General features: G+C 67.9%; 15 protein-coding genes, 1 pseudogene and 1 riboswitch. Of the genes and pseudogenes, 6 read left to right on the plus strand and 10 right to left on the minus strand.

What is annotated here, in order from left to right:
• Positions 1-137: 137 nt before the first annotated feature.
• The 5 genes from PSR88_RS11040 to thiO form a co-directional block, all read right to left on the minus strand.
• The gene (locus PSR88_RS11040) at positions 138-932 is read right to left on the minus strand and encodes an ABC transporter permease (protein WP_009474852.1); all 795 of its coding nucleotides are present in this window, start codon (positions 930-932) and stop codon (positions 138-140) included.
• Complete coding sequence (locus PSR88_RS11045) at positions 932-1,873, minus strand: ABC transporter ATP-binding protein (protein ID WP_011594987.1); 942 nt, start codon at positions 1,871-1,873, stop codon at positions 932-934. The genes PSR88_RS11040 and PSR88_RS11045 overlap by 1 nt, the downstream gene beginning before the upstream one ends.
• A gap of 113 nt (positions 1,874-1,986) precedes the next feature.
• Positions 1,987-2,754 (minus strand): thiazole synthase, encoded by a 768-nt coding sequence (locus PSR88_RS11050; protein ID WP_011594988.1) that lies wholly within the window; start codon positions 2,752-2,754, stop codon positions 1,987-1,989.
• Positions 2,747-2,971 carry a sulfur carrier protein ThiS gene (gene thiS / locus PSR88_RS11055; RefSeq protein ID WP_005251712.1) on the minus strand — a complete coding sequence of 75 codons (225 nt, stop codon included), beginning with the start codon at positions 2,969-2,971 and terminating at the stop codon, positions 2,747-2,749. Before thiS ends, PSR88_RS11050 begins: the two co-directional genes overlap by 8 nt.
• A 2-nt stretch (positions 2,972-2,973) precedes the next feature.
• The gene (gene thiO, locus PSR88_RS11060; RefSeq protein WP_029539287.1) at positions 2,974-4,041 is read right to left on the minus strand and encodes a glycine oxidase ThiO; all 1,068 of its coding nucleotides are present in this window, start codon (positions 4,039-4,041) and stop codon (positions 2,974-2,976) included.
• A riboswitch (TPP riboswitch) is annotated at positions 4,038-4,152 on the minus strand. It overlaps the preceding gene by 4 nt.
• A 24-nt stretch (positions 4,153-4,176) precedes the next feature.
• Between thiO and thiE the strand changes: the two genes are divergently transcribed.
• Positions 4,177-4,875, plus strand: a complete 699-nt coding sequence (gene thiE / locus PSR88_RS11065; protein ID WP_005264846.1) for a thiamine phosphate synthase — start codon at positions 4,177-4,179, stop codon at positions 4,873-4,875.
• On the opposite strand, the gene PSR88_RS11070 is transcribed toward thiE, so the two are convergent.
• The gene (locus tag PSR88_RS11070) at positions 4,876-5,634 is read right to left on the minus strand and encodes an NUDIX hydrolase (protein ID WP_011594991.1); all 759 of its coding nucleotides are present in this window, start codon (positions 5,632-5,634) and stop codon (positions 4,876-4,878) included.
• Positions 5,635-5,758: 124 nt separating this feature from the next.
• Between PSR88_RS11070 and PSR88_RS11075 the strand changes: the two genes are divergently transcribed.
• The 3 genes from PSR88_RS11075 to PSR88_RS11085 are packed head-to-tail and all read left to right on the plus strand — an operon-like array spanning position 5,759 to position 10,448.
• On the plus strand, positions 5,759-7,141 hold the full coding sequence (locus PSR88_RS11075; RefSeq protein WP_011594992.1) for a hypothetical protein: 1,383 nt from the start codon (positions 5,759-5,761) through the stop codon (positions 7,139-7,141).
• The gene (locus PSR88_RS11080) at positions 7,138-8,118 is read left to right on the plus strand and encodes a glutamate ABC transporter substrate-binding protein (RefSeq protein WP_011594993.1); all 981 of its coding nucleotides are present in this window, start codon (positions 7,138-7,140) and stop codon (positions 8,116-8,118) included. Before PSR88_RS11075 ends, PSR88_RS11080 begins: the two co-directional genes overlap by 4 nt.
• A gap of 8 nt (positions 8,119-8,126) precedes the next feature.
• A complete protein-coding gene (locus tag PSR88_RS11085; RefSeq protein ID WP_011594994.1) occupies positions 8,127-10,448 on the plus strand; it encodes a serine/threonine-protein kinase in 2,322 nt (773 codons plus the stop codon).
• A gap of 3 nt (positions 10,449-10,451) precedes the next feature.
• On the opposite strand, the gene PSR88_RS11090 is transcribed toward PSR88_RS11085, so the two are convergent.
• The 3 genes and pseudogenes from PSR88_RS11090 to PSR88_RS11100 form a co-directional block, all read right to left on the minus strand.
• On the minus strand, positions 10,452-11,645 hold the full coding sequence (locus tag PSR88_RS11090; protein WP_011594995.1) for an acetate kinase: 1,194 nt from the start codon (positions 11,643-11,645) through the stop codon (positions 10,452-10,454).
• Positions 11,642-13,762 carry a phosphate acetyltransferase gene (gene pta / locus PSR88_RS11095; RefSeq protein ID WP_016882703.1) on the minus strand — a complete coding sequence of 707 codons (2,121 nt, stop codon included), beginning with the start codon at positions 13,760-13,762 and terminating at the stop codon, positions 11,642-11,644. Before pta ends, PSR88_RS11090 begins: the two co-directional genes overlap by 4 nt.
• A gap of 71 nt (positions 13,763-13,833) precedes the next feature.
• A pseudogene (locus PSR88_RS11100) lies at positions 13,834-14,985 on the minus strand (HNH endonuclease).
• Positions 14,986-15,169: 184 nt separating this feature from the next.
• Here PSR88_RS11100 and PSR88_RS11105 point away from each other — a divergent pair.
• A complete protein-coding gene (locus PSR88_RS11105; protein WP_411755676.1) occupies positions 15,170-15,790 on the plus strand; it encodes a CatB-related O-acetyltransferase in 621 nt (206 codons plus the stop codon).
• A 1-nt stretch (position 15,791) separates the two neighbouring features.
• On the opposite strand, the gene PSR88_RS11110 is transcribed toward PSR88_RS11105, so the two are convergent.
• Positions 15,792-16,058: a hypothetical protein gene (locus tag PSR88_RS11110; protein WP_011595001.1), complete on the minus strand. Its 267-nt coding sequence runs from the start codon at positions 16,056-16,058 to the stop codon at positions 15,792-15,794.
• Between the two features lie 253 nt (positions 16,059-16,311).
• On the opposite strand from PSR88_RS11110, the gene PSR88_RS11115 reads away from it, so the two are divergent.
• Positions 16,312-17,226 (plus strand): AurF N-oxygenase family protein, encoded by a 915-nt coding sequence (locus PSR88_RS11115; RefSeq protein WP_011595002.1) that lies wholly within the window; start codon positions 16,312-16,314, stop codon positions 17,224-17,226.
• Positions 17,227-17,266: the final 40 nt, after the last annotated feature.

Here is a 17,266-nt window from a genome sequence, read left to right on the forward strand (position 1 = left end):
CCTAACGCAGAAGCACCGGTGGGCCGGCGCGAATGGATTTCGCACCGGCCCACAGGCTCCCGCCCCACCGTCACCCTCAGCCAGGTCTCCCGACGATCACCTGGCGGAGGAGCGGGGCGAAAGTACTGTATCGGGTGTCAGGCGTCGCGCTTGTTGACGACCACCAGGCCGGCCCCGAAGATCACGAAGACGAACACCGCGAAGTACACCAGGCTGCCCCACGGGCCCCAGTGGAATTCGACCCCCTGCGGCGCCCCCAGAAAGTTGTTGGCGTTGAGGAACGGCAGGAAGGGCATGATCTTCTCGCCGAACGAGCCGAACAGGTTGAACAGGCTCTCGATCAGCAGCGGCCACAGCAGGAGCAGGGCGATCGCACCGGCCGACTGACGCAGCAGCGTGCCGACACCGACGGCGAGAACCACACACAGGAACGCGTAGATCGGGACGCCGTAGATCGACCGCCACGCGTCGTCACCCGACAAGGTGAGCGCCGCTCCGGCCTCGTCACCCGCGGTCGCCTTCGCGATGGCATACGCGCCGAACGTGAGCACGAACGTCAGCACGGCGCCGAACGCACCGATCAGACCTGCCTTCGCAATGAGGACGGACGCCCGGTTCGGGATGGCCTGGAACGTGGTGCGGATGACGCCGAACCGGTATTCGCTGGTCACGGCGAGCGCCGCGAGGATCATCAGGACCAGCACGCCGAATCCGGAGACCCCGCCGACCGCGTCCGACATCTGCGGCAGGAACGGATCGAAATCCGGTTGCTTACCGTCGGCGATCTGGTTGTTGAAGGAGTTGATGCTCGCCTTCGCGCTCAGCCCGATGACCGCGGCGAGGCCGAGGCCCAGCACGATGATGACGACCGTGCACCACCACGGCGACCTCGTCGACGTGATCTTGATCCGTTCGGCATTGAGAACAGCCATTACAGTGCACCCCTCATCACATCTTCGACGCCCTCTGCGTGGTACTGCACGTCGTCTCCGGTCAACTTCATGAAGGCGTCCTCCAGCGATCCGCGCTGAGATGCCAACTCGTGCAGGACGATGCCCTGCGAACCGGCGATCCCGCCGACGACGTCCGTCGACGAATCCACCACGACGAGCGCCTGCTGCCCGTCGGATCCGTCCTCACGCACAGTGAGCCCGTTGGACGTGAGCGCGCTACGCAGCGCGTCCAGCTGTGGGCTCCGCACGCGCACCGTCGATTCCGACGACTTGCTGACGAACTCGGACACGGTGGTGTCGGCAATCAGCCGCCCCCGGCCGATGACCACCAGATGTTCGGCGGTGAGCGCCATCTCGGACAGCAGGTGACTCGACACCAGCACGGTGCGTCCCTCCGCCGCGAGGCGCTGCATGAACTTCCGGATCCAGACGATGCCCTCCGGGTCGAGCCCGTTCACCGGCTCGTCGAACAGCAGCACCTTCGGGTCGCCGAGGAGCGTGGCGGCCAGGCCCAGACGCTGGGACATGCCCAGCGAGAACCCGCCAGCCTTCTTCCCGGCCACCTCGGTGAGCCCGACGAGGTGCAGCACCTCGTCGACCCGGCTCTTCGGCAGCGAGTTGGACGCCGCCATCCACTGCAGGTGGGCGCGGGCCGAGCGGTTGGGGTGCACCCATTTCGCGTCGAGCAGCGCCCCCACCGTCCGCAGCGGCTGCACCAGGTCGCTGTACGGTTTGCCGTCGATCAACGCGCTGCCCGCCGTGGGGCGGTCCAGCCCGAGGATCATGCGCATGGTCGTCGATTTGCCTGCACCGTTCGGGCCGAGGAAGCCGGTGACCATACCCGGCTTCACGTTGAACGTCAGGTTGTCCACCGCCTTCGTCGCACCGAAGGTCTTCGAAAGTCCCCTCACTTCAATCATGGTGAGAAGGATGCCCGAACCTGCGGCCGTCGCGCATCGGCCGCAGGTCTACACCTGACTCGTCCCCTGGTACCGGTCGGACCCTGAGCGAGACCCCGACGCGACCCCGAGAACTACGACGACGCCTGAGCCCAGAACCGCTTGGGAATGCGGCCTGCGTGACGTGCCTCGTAACCCGCCACCACGGCCCCGCGCATCGCCGACGCCATGAGTGCCGGGTCCTTCGCCCTGGTCACAGCCGTGGCCAGCAGTACGGCGTCGCAGCCGAGTTCCATCGCGAGGGTCGCGTCGCTGGCGGTCCCGATGCCGGCGTCGAGGATGACGGGGACCCCTGCACCGTCCACGATCATCTCGATGTTGTGCGGGTTCGCGATACCGAGCCCGGTGCCGATCGGCGAACCCAGCGGCATCACGGCCACGCAGCCGGCGTCCTCGAGCCTGCGGGCCAGCACCGGGTCGTCGGTGGTGTACGGCAGGACGACGAAACCGTCGTCGACCAGTTGCTCTGCAGCGCTGACCAACTCGATGGCGTCGGGCATCAGGGTGCGTTCGTCGGCGATGACCTCGAGCTTCACCCAGTCGGTCTCGAGTGCCTCACGGGCGAGTTGCGCCGTCAGCACCGCCTCGGCCGCACCGCGACACCCGGCGGTGTTGGGCAGCGGCGCGATGTCGAGCCGGCGCAGCAGGTCCAGCACACCGGTGCCGCCTGCGGCGTCGACGCGGCGCATCGCGACCGTGGTCAGCTCGGTGCCGGACGCGACGAGCGCCTCTTCGAGCACCGTGAGGTTGGCTGCGCCGCCGGTGCCCATGATCAACCGTGAACCGAACGTGCGGCCCGCGATCGTGAGGCCCTTCTGCACGCCGGGCGTCGCGTCAGCCACCCTGCACCGCCGTGAGGATCTCGATCTCCCAGCCCCGGACCACGAGCTCGTCCCACCGGGCGCGCGGGAACACGGCGCCGTTGACTGCCACCGCGATGCCCTTGGTGGGCAGGTTCAGCACCTCCAGCAGCCCGGTGACGGTCAACGGTTCCGTGAACTCGTGGTCCTCGCCGTTGACGCTGATGCCGATCGGCACCACTACTTGCTGCTCACTCATATCTACCTCGCTACTTTCTCGAAACGTTCGGGGTCGGCGGCTTTCGCCTCGACCAGTGCCGAGCCCTCCAACAATGCCACCGTCGCGTCGGCGGTCACCGGCGTGAGCAGGATGCCGTTACGGCCGTGTCCCGTCGCCACCACGACCCGATCGGACACCCGGCCGATCAGCGGCAGGTTGTCCGGAGTCATCGGACGCAGACCCGCCGAGGTCTCGCGCAGTTCGTACTCGCCGATGGCGGGCATCAGCGCTTCGGCATCGGCGATCAGGTCGCGCACGCCGGCCACCGTGACCTGCGTGTCGTTGCCCGACTCGTACTGGGTGGCACCGACGACGATGCCGTCGGCCCGCGGCACCAGGTAGGCGGGCCTGCCGTGCACACTGCCGCGGATGGTGCGGCCCGGCGCGGGGGTCACCCCGGGACGCGAGCGCAACCGCAGGATCTCGCCCTTCACCGGGCGAACCGGAAGCCCGGGCCACAGGGCCGGCGACGCGATGCCCGCGGTGACGACGATCTGGTCGGTGCCCAGCCGGTCGAGGCTGTGCACGGCCTCCCCGATCAGCTCCACTCCGGCGTCGACCGCGCACCGTTGCAACGCCTGCAACAGCAGCCTGTTGTCCACGGCCAGTTCGTCGACGGCCAAGAGTCCCAACCTGACTCCGCGCCCCAGCATCGGCTCGAGCGCGCGGACTTCCACACGGCTCAGGATCTGCAGTTCCCGCCCCTGGGCACCCACCCATTCGGCGATGGTCCGCAGGTCCTCCGCGTCGGCGCCGTCCAGCGCGACGGTGAGCGAACTCTGCGACGTGAACAGCTCGACGCCGGCCCCGGCCTCGAGTTCCTTCCCGAATTCGGGCCACCGGTCGAGCGACGCGCTTCCCAGTTCGAGGACGCTCTCCTCGCCGGGCCAGCCCTCGGACAACGGGGCGAGCATGCCGCCCGCCACCCAGGACGCCCCCGAACCGATCGACGGGTCGTACAGCCGTACCGACCAGCCGTTGCGGGCTGCTCGCCACGCAATGGACAGGCCGATCACTCCGCCTCCGACGACGGATACCGATCTCGCCATTGAACTCCACCTCACTTCCTGCGCCGGCATGATCCGGGTCAGGTATGACGGTCGGGCTCGGCGTGAGCCCCTCTCAGCCCCACGTTCCCCGGGACTCCCGTGTTGCACTTTCACCGTAGAGGCTACCGTCATGCCGTGACCACCTCGCATCACAGCAACCTCACGGACCGTCGGCGCCGCCTCGGAACAGCACGTTTGTACCTGTGCACCGATGCTCGGCGCGAGAAGGGCGACCTGGCGCAGTTCGCCGAGGCCGCGCTGTCCGGCGGCGTCGACATCATCCAGCTCCGCGACAAGGGCTCGGCCGGAGAGAAGAAGTTCGGCACGATGGACGCCCGGGACGAACTGGCGGCACTGTCGGTGCTCGCGGCCGCGGCCAGGCGGCACGGAGCGCTGCTCGCGGTCAACGACCGCGCCGACATGGCGCTGGCGGCCGGGGCCGACGTGCTGCACCTCGGCCAGGGCGACCTGCCCGTCCCGTACGCACGGACCGTGGTGGGTTCCGATGTCCTGATCGGCCGCTCCACCCACAGTCGCGCGCAGGCCAGTCTCGCGGCGATCGAGGACGGCGTCGACTACTTCTGCACCGGACCGGTGTGGGCCACCCCCACCAAGCCGGGGCGGACCGCGTCGGGCATCGATCTGGTGCGATCGACCGCCGACTCGGAGCCGAACCGCCCGTGGTTCGCGATCGGCGGCATCGACGAGTCCCGCGTTCCGGAGATCCTCGCCGCGGGGGCCTCCCGCATCGTCGTCGTGCGGGCCATCACCGAGGCCCGCGACCCGCAGGCCGCCGCGCGCTCGCTGTCCGCCCTGTTGCAGCAGAACGCGTAGTTACGGCTGGTCCAGCCAGTCCAGCACCGTGGCGGGCGGCAGGACGACGACGGTGGCCGGCAACTGTTCGATCAGGTCGGGGTCGGTGGTGACGACGGCCGTCACCGTTCCCAGCGTGGTGCCGTGGCCGGCCGGTTCGGCGCTGCGGCCGACCGCGTCCAGGGCTTCGAGCACCTCGACGCGCGGCAACCACCCGTAGGTGCCGTCGGGCAGGTGCACCGTGCGGGGCAGGGCCTTCGACAACTGCGCCAGCGCGCCGCGTTCGCCCAGCACGTCGTGCCGGTCGAGCAGCAAACGCACCTCCGTGGTGCGCAGTTGCGGCCACCCCGCTTCGAATCCCGGGTGCAGCGGCAGCCCGGCCACGTCGGTTTCCCGCACCCAGCGCAGTTCGGTGCTCTCGCCGTTCGCGACGGTGGGCAGCGGGCGCTCCGCGTCGGCGATCACCGTGGTGTAACTCCAGCCGCTCGCGGCCTTCATCGTGACGACCTCGGTGCGGACGCGGATGGCCGCGCTCTCGATGCCGGCTTCCTCGTGCGCTTCGCGTACCGCGGCGTGGGTGGTGGTCTCGTGGCTGTCCCGGGCACCGCCGGGCAACGCCCACGTGCCACCCTGGTGACTCCAGGCCGCACGGTGCTGTAGCAGCACGGCCGGCGTCTCGTCCGGGAGCGGCGCACGCAGCAACAACCCGGCCGCACCGTGCTTGCCCCAATGACGACTGCCGTCCGGCCCGGTTGCCCAGCCGTCACCGTCACCACGCATCGACTACCCCTGTCCGACCTGATGGGTCTCCCTGCAGTTCCCTCACACTAACGGTTTCTTCCGGAACTGCCCGTCGGCAGTCGTGAACCGACCGCTGCTTATATGCTCCCCACAAGGTGCGGCCATGACACGGGAGGGGTGCGAGGTGGTTCTGCGTGAGGCACCGTCGATCGAACCCCACGGCAGCCGCGCATTGTCTGCCGCCGCGGACGACGACGTCGACCCCGCGGTGGCGCGCCGCAAGGAACTGCGCGCGTTCCTGGCATCGACTCCCGCCAAGCTCACCGCCCTCGGCGCCCTCCTGATTCTGCTCACACTCACAGCCGGGTTGGTGGCCGCCTCGACGGCGAACAGCAGGGAAGCCACCCTCGACAGTGTCCTCGCGGAGACCGAACCGCTGTCGTTCTCGGCGCAGAACCTCTACAGCGCCCTGTCCGTGGCGGACGCCGCGGCCACGACGGCGTTCATCTCCGGCGGTCTCGAACCTCCCGAACTCCGCGACACCTACGCGCAGGCGATCGGCACCGCCTCCGCCGACCTCGTGTACGCGTCGGGCGGTCTCGCGGCGAGCGACGTGGACAGCCGCCGACTGCTCGCCTCCATCTCCAGCGACCTCAGCGTCTACGCCGGTCTCGTCGAGACTGCACGGGCCAACAATCGCACCGGCCATCCCGTCGGCGCGGCCTACCTCAGCGAGGCGTCCACGCTGATGCAGACGAGCATGCTGCCGATGGCGCAGCAGTTGCACGCCCAGCAGGAAGCCGCCGTCGCGGACACGCAACGGGACTACTCTCGCCCACCCTGGCTGGCGCTGATCCTGATCCTCGTCGCACTCGTCGCGCTGCTCGTCGCCCAGATAGTCATCGCGAGACTCAGTCGGCGCACGTTCAATCTCGGGCTGATCGTGGCGTCGTCGTGCACGGCGATCCTCCTGGTGTGGATGCTGGTCGCCGGTCTGGTCTCCTCAGTCGACACCAAGCGGGCACTGACCGAGGGTGCCCGCCCGATGCACGAGTTGACCGCCGCCCGCATCCTCGCCCAGCAGGCCCGCACCGAGGAGACCCTCAAACTGGTCCGCCGCGACTCGAACGGCGACTACGACGCCGTCTTCGAGGACAAGTCCGGTCAGCTCGACACCCTGCTGTCGAGCTACCCCCACGACGGCGACCGCGCGGTCGGCCACGACGAGGTGGCGCGGGCGCAGGAGGCGTGGACGCTCTGGTCCTCGGCGCACGACCGCATGAACGAGATCCTCGCCAAGGGCGACTTCGCCTCGGCGGCAACGGTCGCCATCGGACCGGGACCGTCGGATTCCGCGGCGCAGTTCACCGCCGTCGACGACGCGCTCACCGACGGAATCGGCACCGCCCGCGACCGTCTGCGGTCGCATGTCGAATCCGCGGCCCGCGTGCTGACCGCGCTCGGTTCCGGTGCCCTCGTCCTGACGCTCATCGCGTTCGGCGGAATTATCATCGGGTTGTGGCCTCGGTTGCGGGAATACCAGTGAGGGGGCGCCGGATCGCGCTGGTGCTGGTGGCGGCCACGTTGCTGATCGGCGGGTGCGCCGAGTCGAGTCCGGCGCACGTCGGATCGCCGAGCGTGTCGTACACCGAGCCCCCGCTACCCGCGGCCGCGACGCCGGCGCCCGAGACGAGCGCTGCGCCGCCGACCCCGGAGAAGGACTGCGGCGATCCCACCGCGAGCCTGCGCCCGTTCCCCGACACCGACGCCGCACCGCCGATGCCGACGGTCGACGCCATCCGCGCGCGGGGGCGTCTGGTCGTCGGCCTCGACACGGGCAGCAATCTGATGAGTTTCCGCGATCCGGCGACCGGGGCCGTCCAGGGCTTCGACGTCGACATCGCCCGGGAGATCGCACGGGACCTGTTCGGCGATCCCGACCGGCTGGAGTACCGCATCCTCACGTCGGCGAATCGCGAGAAGGCACTTCAGGAGTCGATGGTCGACATCGTGGCCAAGACGATGACCATCACCTGCGACCGGAAGGAACGGGTGGCGTTCTCCTCCGAGTACTTCGAGGCACAGCAGCGGGTTCTCGTCGTGAAGGGCTCCCCGATCCGCAGCGCCGCCGACCTGGACGGGAAGCGGGTCTGCGTCGTCCGCGGCACGACGTCGCTGACACGGCTGCAGCAGGTGGCGCCCACCGCGGACATCCTGACGGTCCCCATGTGGTCGGATTGCCTGGTGGTCCTGCAACAACGGCAGGTCGATGCGGTGAGCACCGACGACACCATCCTCGCCGGCCTGGCATCCCAGGACCCGTATCTCGAGATCGTCGGAGACAGCATGGGCGCCGAGCCGTACGGCGTCGGCATCACCAAGGCGAACGAGGACCTGGTGCGGTTCGTCAACGGCACGCTCGAACGGATCCGCCGCGACGGTACCTGGACCAGGATGTACGACCACTGGCTGTCGATGCTGGGGCCGTCCCCCGCCCCGCCGTCCGCCGTGTACCAGGACTGAGGGGACGCATGCCGCAACATTCGAAGAACCCGGAGTCCACCGACCCGGACATCGCCACCCAGGCCGCCGTCCGGGAGCCGGAGGAGGAGGCCACGCAGGCCGCGGTCCGGGAAGAACCGGACGAGGGTCCGGCCACCCAGGCGACGCCGACGTCCCGGCCGTCCGGCGCGTCCGGCACCGGCCGCTCGACGCGCTCACCGCGCACCCGGTCCGGGCAGCGCCTGCGACTCGGCGGCGGTCTCGTCGAGGTTCCCGTCGTGAAGACGCTCGACCCGGCGTCCGCCGTGATGACCGACCCGAAAGTCCCCGAGAGCAAGCGCTTCTGCTGGAAATGCAACAAACCGGTCGGCCGCACCAGTGCCACGTCCGAGGGCTCCGAGTTCGGTCTGTGCCCCTCGTGCGGAGCCACGTACGACTTCCGGCCGCTTCTCGGCCCGAACGAGTTTATCGGCGGCCAGTACGAGGTGCAGGGCTGCATCGCGCACGGCGGCCTCGGCTGGATCTACCTGGCCATCGATCGCAACGTCAGCGACCGGTGGGTGGTTCTCAAGGGCCTGTTGCACTTCGGCGACGCCGAGGCTCAGGCCGTGGCCGTCGCCGAACGCCAGTTCCTCGCCGAGGTGGCCCACCCGAGCATCGTGAAGATCTTCAACTTCGTGGAGCATCCCCGATCGGACGGGACCCCGATGGGGTACATCGTCATGGAGTACGTGGGCGGTCACTCGCTGCGGGACGTCCTGTCGACGCACGAGAAGCCCGAGCGCATGCCGGTCGAGCAGGCCATCGCCTACGTGCTCGAAATCCTTCCCGCACTGGCATATCTGCACTCCACCGGCCTGGTGTACAACGACCTCAAACCGGACAACGTGATGGTCACCGAGGACGCCCTCAAATTGATCGACCTCGGGGCCGTCGCGGGCATCGAGGACTACGGCTACCTGTACGGCACACCCGGGTTTCAGGCGCCGGAGATCGTCAAGACCGGCCCGACCGTGGCGTCCGACATCTACACGGTGGGGCGCACACTCGCCGTCCTGACGCTCGACATGCCGTCCGACAAGGGCCGGTACCTCGACGGGATCCCGTCCCCCGAGCAGGCGCCGCTCCTCGCGGAATACGAGTTCTTCCACCGACTCCTGTTGCGCGCAACCGACCCCGATCCGAGCCGGCGTTTCGCGTCCGCCGAGGAGATGGCGGGTCAGCTCACAGCGGTACTGCGGGAGGTGCTCGCGCAGCAGACCGGTGAGGAGCATCCCGGACTGTCGACCGTGTTCAGCAAGCAGAGAACGACGTTCGGCACGAACGAGGCCGTCGAGCAGACCGACGTGTACGTCGACGGCGTCGAACGGGACGAGAATCTCGATCCGCACTCCGTGGCGCAGGCGTTGGCGGTGCCCCTGATCGACCCGACCGATCCCAACGCCCCACTCCTGGCCGCCGCGGTGCACAGCGAACCGCAGCAGACACTGGAGTCCATTCGGCACGCGCGCGAGAACGGTATCGAACGAGTCGTCGGCGACCTCGACGTGTCGTTCTCCCGGGAACTCACACTCGCCGAGATCAAGGCGCACCTCGATCTCGGTGACGCCGCCACCGCCACCGAACTCCTCCGCGCCGTGGAGGGCGACATGGGCGGGAACTGGCGCGTCGACTGGTACGCCGGACTCGCGACGCTCATCGACGGCGAATACGAGACGGCGTTCTCCCGCTTCGAATCCGTGCTGAAGGCGATGCCCGGGGAGACGGCTCCCAAGCTTGCTCTGGCCGCCACCGCCGAACTGATTCTGCAGCACTGGGAGAGTTCCGATCCCCATCAGTGGCGGACGTTCGCCGAGAAGTACTACCGGACGGTGTGGCGGACCGACCACAGCATGGTGAGTGCGGCATTCGGGCTGGCGCGGCAACTCACCCAACGCGGCGACCTACCCGGCGCCATCGCCGCCCTCGATCAGGTTCCCGCGACCTCCCGGCACTTCACCATGGCCCGGATGACGAGTGTGCTGATGCTGTTGTCCGGCAAGCCGATCGAGGAGATCGACGAAGCAGCCCTCCGGGAGGCCGCACTCCGTGTCGCCGCGCTCGCACCCGAGGAGAGCCGGGCACTGCAGATGCGCACGCTCGTCTTGGGCACCGCACTGGACTGGATGCGTGCCGGTCACACGTCGGCGACGGAACGCGAACAGATCCTCGGTGTGCCGTTCACCGAACGGGGCCTCCGCAAGGGCGCCGAGGCAGGCCTGCGGGCGCTGGCCCGCAACGCCCCCGAGCGCACTCACCGGTACACGCTGGTGGATCTCGCCAACGCCATCCGGCCCAAGAGCCTGCTGTAACGCTCAGGCCCCGATCAGGTCCGCCGCAGCACGGGCGATCGCGAACTCCTCGTTGGTGGGCACGACCAGCACCTCCACGTCGGACTCGTCCGCCGAGATACGTCGTGCGTCCCGGGAATCCGCGCGGTTGCGGTCGTCGTCGACGACGATGCCGAGGCGCCCCAGCCCGGCCAGGCTGTCGCGGCGGACGTCGACATTGTTCTCGCCGACTCCTCCGGTGAACGTGATGACGTCGACGCCGCCCAGTTCCACCAGGTAGGCGCCGATGTACTTGCGGAGTCGGTGCACGTACACGTCGTACGCCAACGCCGCGGCCTCGTCGCCCTCGCCGACGAGCGTCAGGAGCGCCCGGAAGTCGTTGACCCCCGACAGGCCTTTGAGTCCGGAGTGCCGGTTCAGGAGGTCGTCGATCTGATCGACACCCATCCCGCTGCGGTGCAGGTGCAGGATGACACCGGGATCGACGTCCCCGGACCGCGTGCCCATGACGAGCCCCTCGAGCGGGGTCAGCCCCATGCTCGTGTCGACGGCCCGTCCCCCGCGGATCGCGGACGCCGAGGCACCGTTCCCCAGGTGCAACACGATCTGGTTCAGCTCGGACAGGTCCCTGCCGAGTAACTCGGCCGCCTGGGCCGACACGTACTGGTGCGACGTGCCGTGGAAGCCGTACCGCCGGATGGAGTGCTCCTTCGCGACCTGCCGGTCGATCGCATACGTCGACGCCTCCGCGGGCAGGGTGTGGAAGAACGCGGTGTCGAACACCGCGACGTGCGGGATGTCCGGCAGCTCCTCCCGCGCCACCTCGATCCCGATCACATTCGCCGGATTGTGCAGTGGGGCAAGGTTCGAGAGTTCCGAAATGGACTGCACCACCGCGTCGTCGATGATCGTGGGTTCGAAGAACACGTCGCCGCCGTGGACGATGCGATGACCGACCGCGACGATCCCCGCCTCCCTCAGCGGTCGGCCCACCTCGGCGACGATGTCCGACACCATCTTCAGCCCGGCCCGGTGGTCGGCGATGTGAACGTGACGCTCCGCCAATCCGGTGCGGTGGTGATAGACGATGCGCCCCTCGGGCTCCCCGATCCTCTCGACGAGACCGGACGCCGAGGCCTTACCGGTGTCCGGGTGGATCAGCTGGAACTTGATCGACGACGAACCGGAATTGACTACCAGTACGGACCCCTCGGTCACTTCTCTGCTCCCTGCGCCTGGATCGCGGTGATGGCCACGGTGTTCACGATGTCCTCGACCAGCGCCCCTCGCGACAGGTCGTTGACGGGCTTGTTGAGGCCCTGCAAAACCGGACCGACGGCGATGGCGCCGGCACTGCGCTGCACGGCCTTGTACGTGTTGTTCCCGGTGTTGAGGTCGGGGAAGATGAAGACCGTCGCCTTCCCGGCCACCGCCGAATCGGGCATCTTCTTGTCGGCCACACTCTGCTCGATGGCGGCGTCGTACTGAATGGGGCCCTCCACCAACAGGTCCGGGCGACGCTCGCGGACGAGTTTCGTCGCGGAGCGCACCTTGTCGACGTCCGCGCCGCTCCCGGAGTCGCCGGTCGAGTACGACAGCATCGCGATCCGCGGATCGATGCCGAACTGAGCCGCCGTCTGCGCCGACGAGATCGCGATGTCGGCCAACTGTTCGGCGGTGGGGTCGGGCACCACCGCGCAGTCCCCGTACGCGAGTACCCGATCGGACAGGCACATCAGGAACACGCTCGACACCGTGGACACCCCCGGTTGCGTCTTGATGATCTCGAACGACGGCCGGATGGTGTGCGCCGTGGTGTGCGCGGCACCGGAGACCATGCCGTCCGCGATTCCCAAGTGCACCATCATGGTTCCGAAGTACGAGATGTCGGCCATCACCTCGCGGGCCCGCTCCACGGTCATGCCCTTGTGGGCGCGGAGCCGTGCGTACTCCTCGGCGAACGGCCCGGCGTGGTCGGACGTCCGGGGGTCGAGAACCTGTGCGTCACCGAGGTCGACGCCGAGTTCCGCCGCGCGGCGCCGCACCTGCACCTCGTCGCCGAGAATGGTCAGCGCCGCCACCTGCCGCTGCAACAGTCTCCCCGCCGCGCGGAGGATGCGGTCGTCGTCGCCTTCCGGCAGCACGATGTGCTTGCGGTCGCGGCGGGCACGGTCGATCAGCTGGTATTCGAACATCTGCGGAGTCACCACCGAGGGGATCGGCAACTTCAAGCGCTCCAGCAGTGTGGGTGCGTCCACCCGCAGTTCCATGACGCTCAGGGCGGTGTCGATCTTGCGCTGCGAACCGACCGCCACCCGGCCACGGGTCTGCGCGGCCGCACTGGCCGTGTCGAACGTGCCCAGTCCGGTGGTGAGGATCGGCAACCGCGGCTTCAGGCCGGCCATCAGCTTCGCGATCGCCGGGTGCGGCATCAGGCCGCCGTTCATGATGATGCCCGCCAGCGACGGGAAACCTTCGGCTTCATGCGCATTCACCATCGCCAGCAGCACGTCGGAACGGTCGGCAGGGGCGATCACCACCGTGCCCTCGGTCAACCGTTCGAGAATGTGCTCCGCCGTCATTCCGCCCACCATCACCCGCAGCGCCTCGCGGTGGAGAAGCTCGGGGTCGCCGCTGAACAGGCTGCCGTCGATCGACTCGAGGAGTTCGGCCATGGTCGGCGCGACCAGCAGCGGGATCTCGGGCAGGCTCCACGCGGGCACACCGGTGGACGCCAACGCGGCGGTGACCGCATCGAGCTCATCCGGGTCGCAGCGGTTCGCGACCACAGCGAGCGGATGGGCGTGGTGAGAAGTCAGTTCACCGATCGCGAGCTGGGCGAGTTGCGCGACCTCCTCGGGGGTGCGCCGCGCTCCCTTCACTGCGAGCAGCACCGGTGCGCCCAGGTTGGCGGCGATCCTCGCGTTGTAACCGAGTTCGCTCGGGCTCGCCACGTCGGTGTAATCGCTGCCGATCACCACGACGGCGTCGCACTGCGCCGCCACCTGGTGATACCGGGAGACGATCTCGCTGAGCGCCCCGTCGGGATCGGCGTGGACATGCTCGTACGTGACCCCGAGGGCCTCCTCGTAGCCGACGTCGGCCGTCGTGTGTTCGAGCAGCAACTCGAGGATGTAGTCGGTTTCCTGCGTCGATCGGGCGATGGGACGGAAGACGCCCACCCTCGCCGCCGACGCACAGAGCATCTGCAGGACACCCAGCGCGATGGTGGACTTGCCGGTGTCCCCCTCCGGTGAGGCGATGTAAACGCTCGAGGGCTGGGATCGGGCGGGCGGATTCACGGGTGAGGGTGTCGCTGGCGCAGCCATGGCCATAGCGTATCCGGCCACCGCCGCCCGTCGATTGACACCGCACCCGCCGGGCGGTCAGATGGCCTATGGCCGAATCACCCTTCCCGACGTCCGGTGGGGCAGCGCGAACAGTGTCCTCCGCGAGCGGGGTTGTGTACGGGGCGGGCGGACCATCCGTCGCCTTCCTTCGCATAGTTGCTGGCCTCGCAGAGCCCGGACCCGTTGTCCGCCGTCGTGGCACCGGATTCTCGGTGTGAGCGGATGTGGTCGTGATGCCGGATCGGCGCGTCGCACCACGGGGTGCGGCACGTCTGATCCCGGAGGTCGATCAGCTGTCGCAGGCTCTTCGGGAACGTGCGGGATTGCGATTCCATCGCCGTCAACGAACCCAACTGCGGGCACGCGTACACCCGCCGCAATGCTGTCTCGGTGTCACGGTCGACGGCGTCGGCCACCAGCTGCCGCGCGATCCCGGCCGGCACCGGCCCGAACCCCTGCAAGTGCGCGGCCTCGTGACCGCCCGCCAGCAGGGTCTCGTCCGAGAGCACCAGATTCACCGCCACCGGAACACCCGACGCCACCGCCCGCCCGGTGCCACGGTCGAACAACAAGTCCACCATTAGCTGATTGCGGGTACGGCCGCCGCTGTTCCCGGGGCAATCAAGCTGTCCGCATTCCGTCCCAACGTCGCCTGTAGACACACCGCCTGCTCCACCGGCATCAGCACGCTCAGATACGCCATCGAGTCCGGCGCCGGCCGTGTCGTCACCCGACGCTCCGACACCGTCGAGAGTGGCCGGGTCCGAGCACAACCGGCGGTCCACGATCGCCCGATCCGTCGCCGACCGACATGCAGTCTCCCGCACCAGCAGGGTGGCTCGCCATTCGTTCAACCGGCCCGACCGCAACATCGCCAGGGTGTGCGGCATCTCGTGCACCAGCGCCTACGCGAACCCCACATGCCGGCCCCCGCGGTACGGGGACTCTCTGCGCGCCAACACAATCTGCGAGGCGATGCCGCGGTCCCACTCCACCCGTGGCACCCCCGCAGCCCTGCGATCTGCACGGATAGACGTGACGACGCCGTCGGTGATCACCGCCTGCGCCGCGCACCCGACCGATTTCAACGCCTCGATCGCGTCGAGCCACTCGATCCCCAACCCCGCGTCACCGTCGACGGAAACCCTCCGCAGCCGCGCCGTGAATACACGCAACTCCTCCAGATCCTGCGCCACCAATTCCCCCACAACCAACCTCCCCCAAGGACATTCGAAACTTTGTTCGACTCTAGCAACAGCTCGTGAACAATGGCAATAGCCGCACGCCGCAATAGTGCGTGCAGCCCAGCGCCGTACGGCGCTATACAAGAGATCGCGCGCCCCGCGCCGAGGAATGGAGAAGTAGTTGCCCACGAATACCGCACCGGATCCGATGACCCTGCACCCAGTTTCGGGTCAGCCTCGGGTGGTCCTGCTCAAACCGCTGATCGAGAACCCGCTGATCGAGGTCGGGGAGTACAGCTACTACGACGACCCCGAGTTCGCGGAGGAGTTCGAAACACGCAATGTCCTGCACCACGGGCCGGAGCGGCTGATCATCGGCAAGTTCTGCGCATTCGCGACCGGGACGACGTTCATCATTAACGGCGCGAATCATCGCATGAGCGGAGTCTCGACCTTCCCGTCTCCGATCATGGGAGGGTCGTGGGCCCAGCATTCCGATCTGCTCGCCGATCTACCGTCGCGCGGCGACACCGTCGTCGGTAGCGACGTGTGGATCGGAGGCAATGCGACGATCATGCCCGGGGTGCGTATCGGGCACGGCGCGATTGTGTCGACCGGTTCGGTGGTGACGCGGGACGTGCCGGACCATGCGGTCGTGGGCGGGAATCCGGCCGTCCACATCAAAGACCGCTACTCGGAATCCGAGATCGCCGCGCTGGTGCGGATCGCGTGGTGGGACTGGCCGATTTCCGTCGTCACCGATCATGTGCGAACCATCGCCGCAGGCACCGTCGAGCAACTTCAGGATGTCGGCGACGGACTCGGCTGAATCAGCCGCGCGCCGCCTGCGGTGCGTCGGCGTCGAGGTCGAGTTCGCCGTCGTCGGCGAACACGAGGCGTCCGTCGTCGAGAGCGACGGCCCAGCGGTGCACGGGCGCCCAATCACGTCCGAGGAGTCCCTCCGACTGGGACAGGTCCGCGAAATCTTCGATCACGACACCGGGCGCGGGAGCGTCGGAGTCGCGGCGGACCCGAACGCGAGCGCCGACGACGACGTCGGGGCTGTGGGGCTGGGCGGCACTCTTCTGATCAGACATGGGTTCATTCCGCTTTCTGCAGGGTGATGCCAGGGCAAGGGATCATCCGGGCCCGCTGCCGAGAACTCACTACAGACGATCGGCAAATTTTGAGCAAGCCTTGTGTCGGAGTTGTGGGGATCATCACCGAGATCTTGACGCCCGAAGAACTACCGTGATTTGTCTACTCTTTATACACCAGAGGCATTGACGTAAAGAGCTTTCTTCGACATGATTAGGTGTAACTGCTAGACACACTGACATGGAGGATTTCATGGCACGCTCGACGCTCGCTATCCGCAATCCGAAGATCACGGATCGCCAGGACACCGGCGACCGGCTCCTCCAGTCCTCCGCCCGCATGTCGTACGACCCGACGGTCGAGGTCGACTGGGACGCGCCCGTCCCCGACGACCTGTACGGCCTCACGCCCGAGTGGTCCTCGCTGTACGGCACGCCGATGTGGGACGAGATGACGTTCGAGCAGCAGATCACGCTGACGAAGCACGAGGTGTCCTCGATCATGGGCACCGGAATCTGGTTCGAGATGATCCTCCAGCAGATGGTCATCCGGGACATGTACGCCAAGGACGCGTCGCAGGCCCATTTCCAGTTCGCACTGACCGAGGTAGCCGACGAGTGCAGGCACTCGGTGATGTTCGCTCGCACCGCCGAGAAGTTCGGTTGCCCCTCCTACGTTCCCCGCAAGTCGGTAGTGACGCTGGGTCGCGGGTTCAAGGCGCTCGCCTCGGGGGAGGTCGCATACGCCGGCATTCTCGTCGCCGAGGAGATCCTCGACGTCATGCAGCGCGACTGGATGAAGGACACACGCGTCCAGCCGATCGTCCGCGTCACCAGCAAGATTCACGTGGTCGAAGAAGCCCGGCACATGCGCTTCGCCCGGGAGGAGACACTGCGACGAGCCCAGGGTATGAGCAAGGCGCACCGTGCGGCGAGTCGCGCCTGCATCGCGATCGCGTCGAATCTGATCGTCTCCAGCATGATAAATCCCGCCGTCTACGCGGCGGCCGGACTGGACACCGAACGCGCGCTGCGTGAGGCGAAGAACAACCGGTTCCGGGCGGACAAGATCCGTGAGAGTTCGCAGCCGCTCATGCGGTTCCTGGACGACGCTGATCTGCTGGGCGGTCCTTCCCGGCACCTCTTCAAGCGCGTGAACATGCTCTGAGGCCCTTCGGGCCCGTGCGTGGTTGAAGAGTCCCTGTACT

Origin of the sequence: Rhodococcus sp. DK176 (genome assembly GCF_038447315.2) — a bacterium.
Classification (GTDB): Bacteria; Actinomycetota; Actinomycetes; order Mycobacteriales; family Mycobacteriaceae; genus Rhodococcus_F; species Rhodococcus_F jostii_A.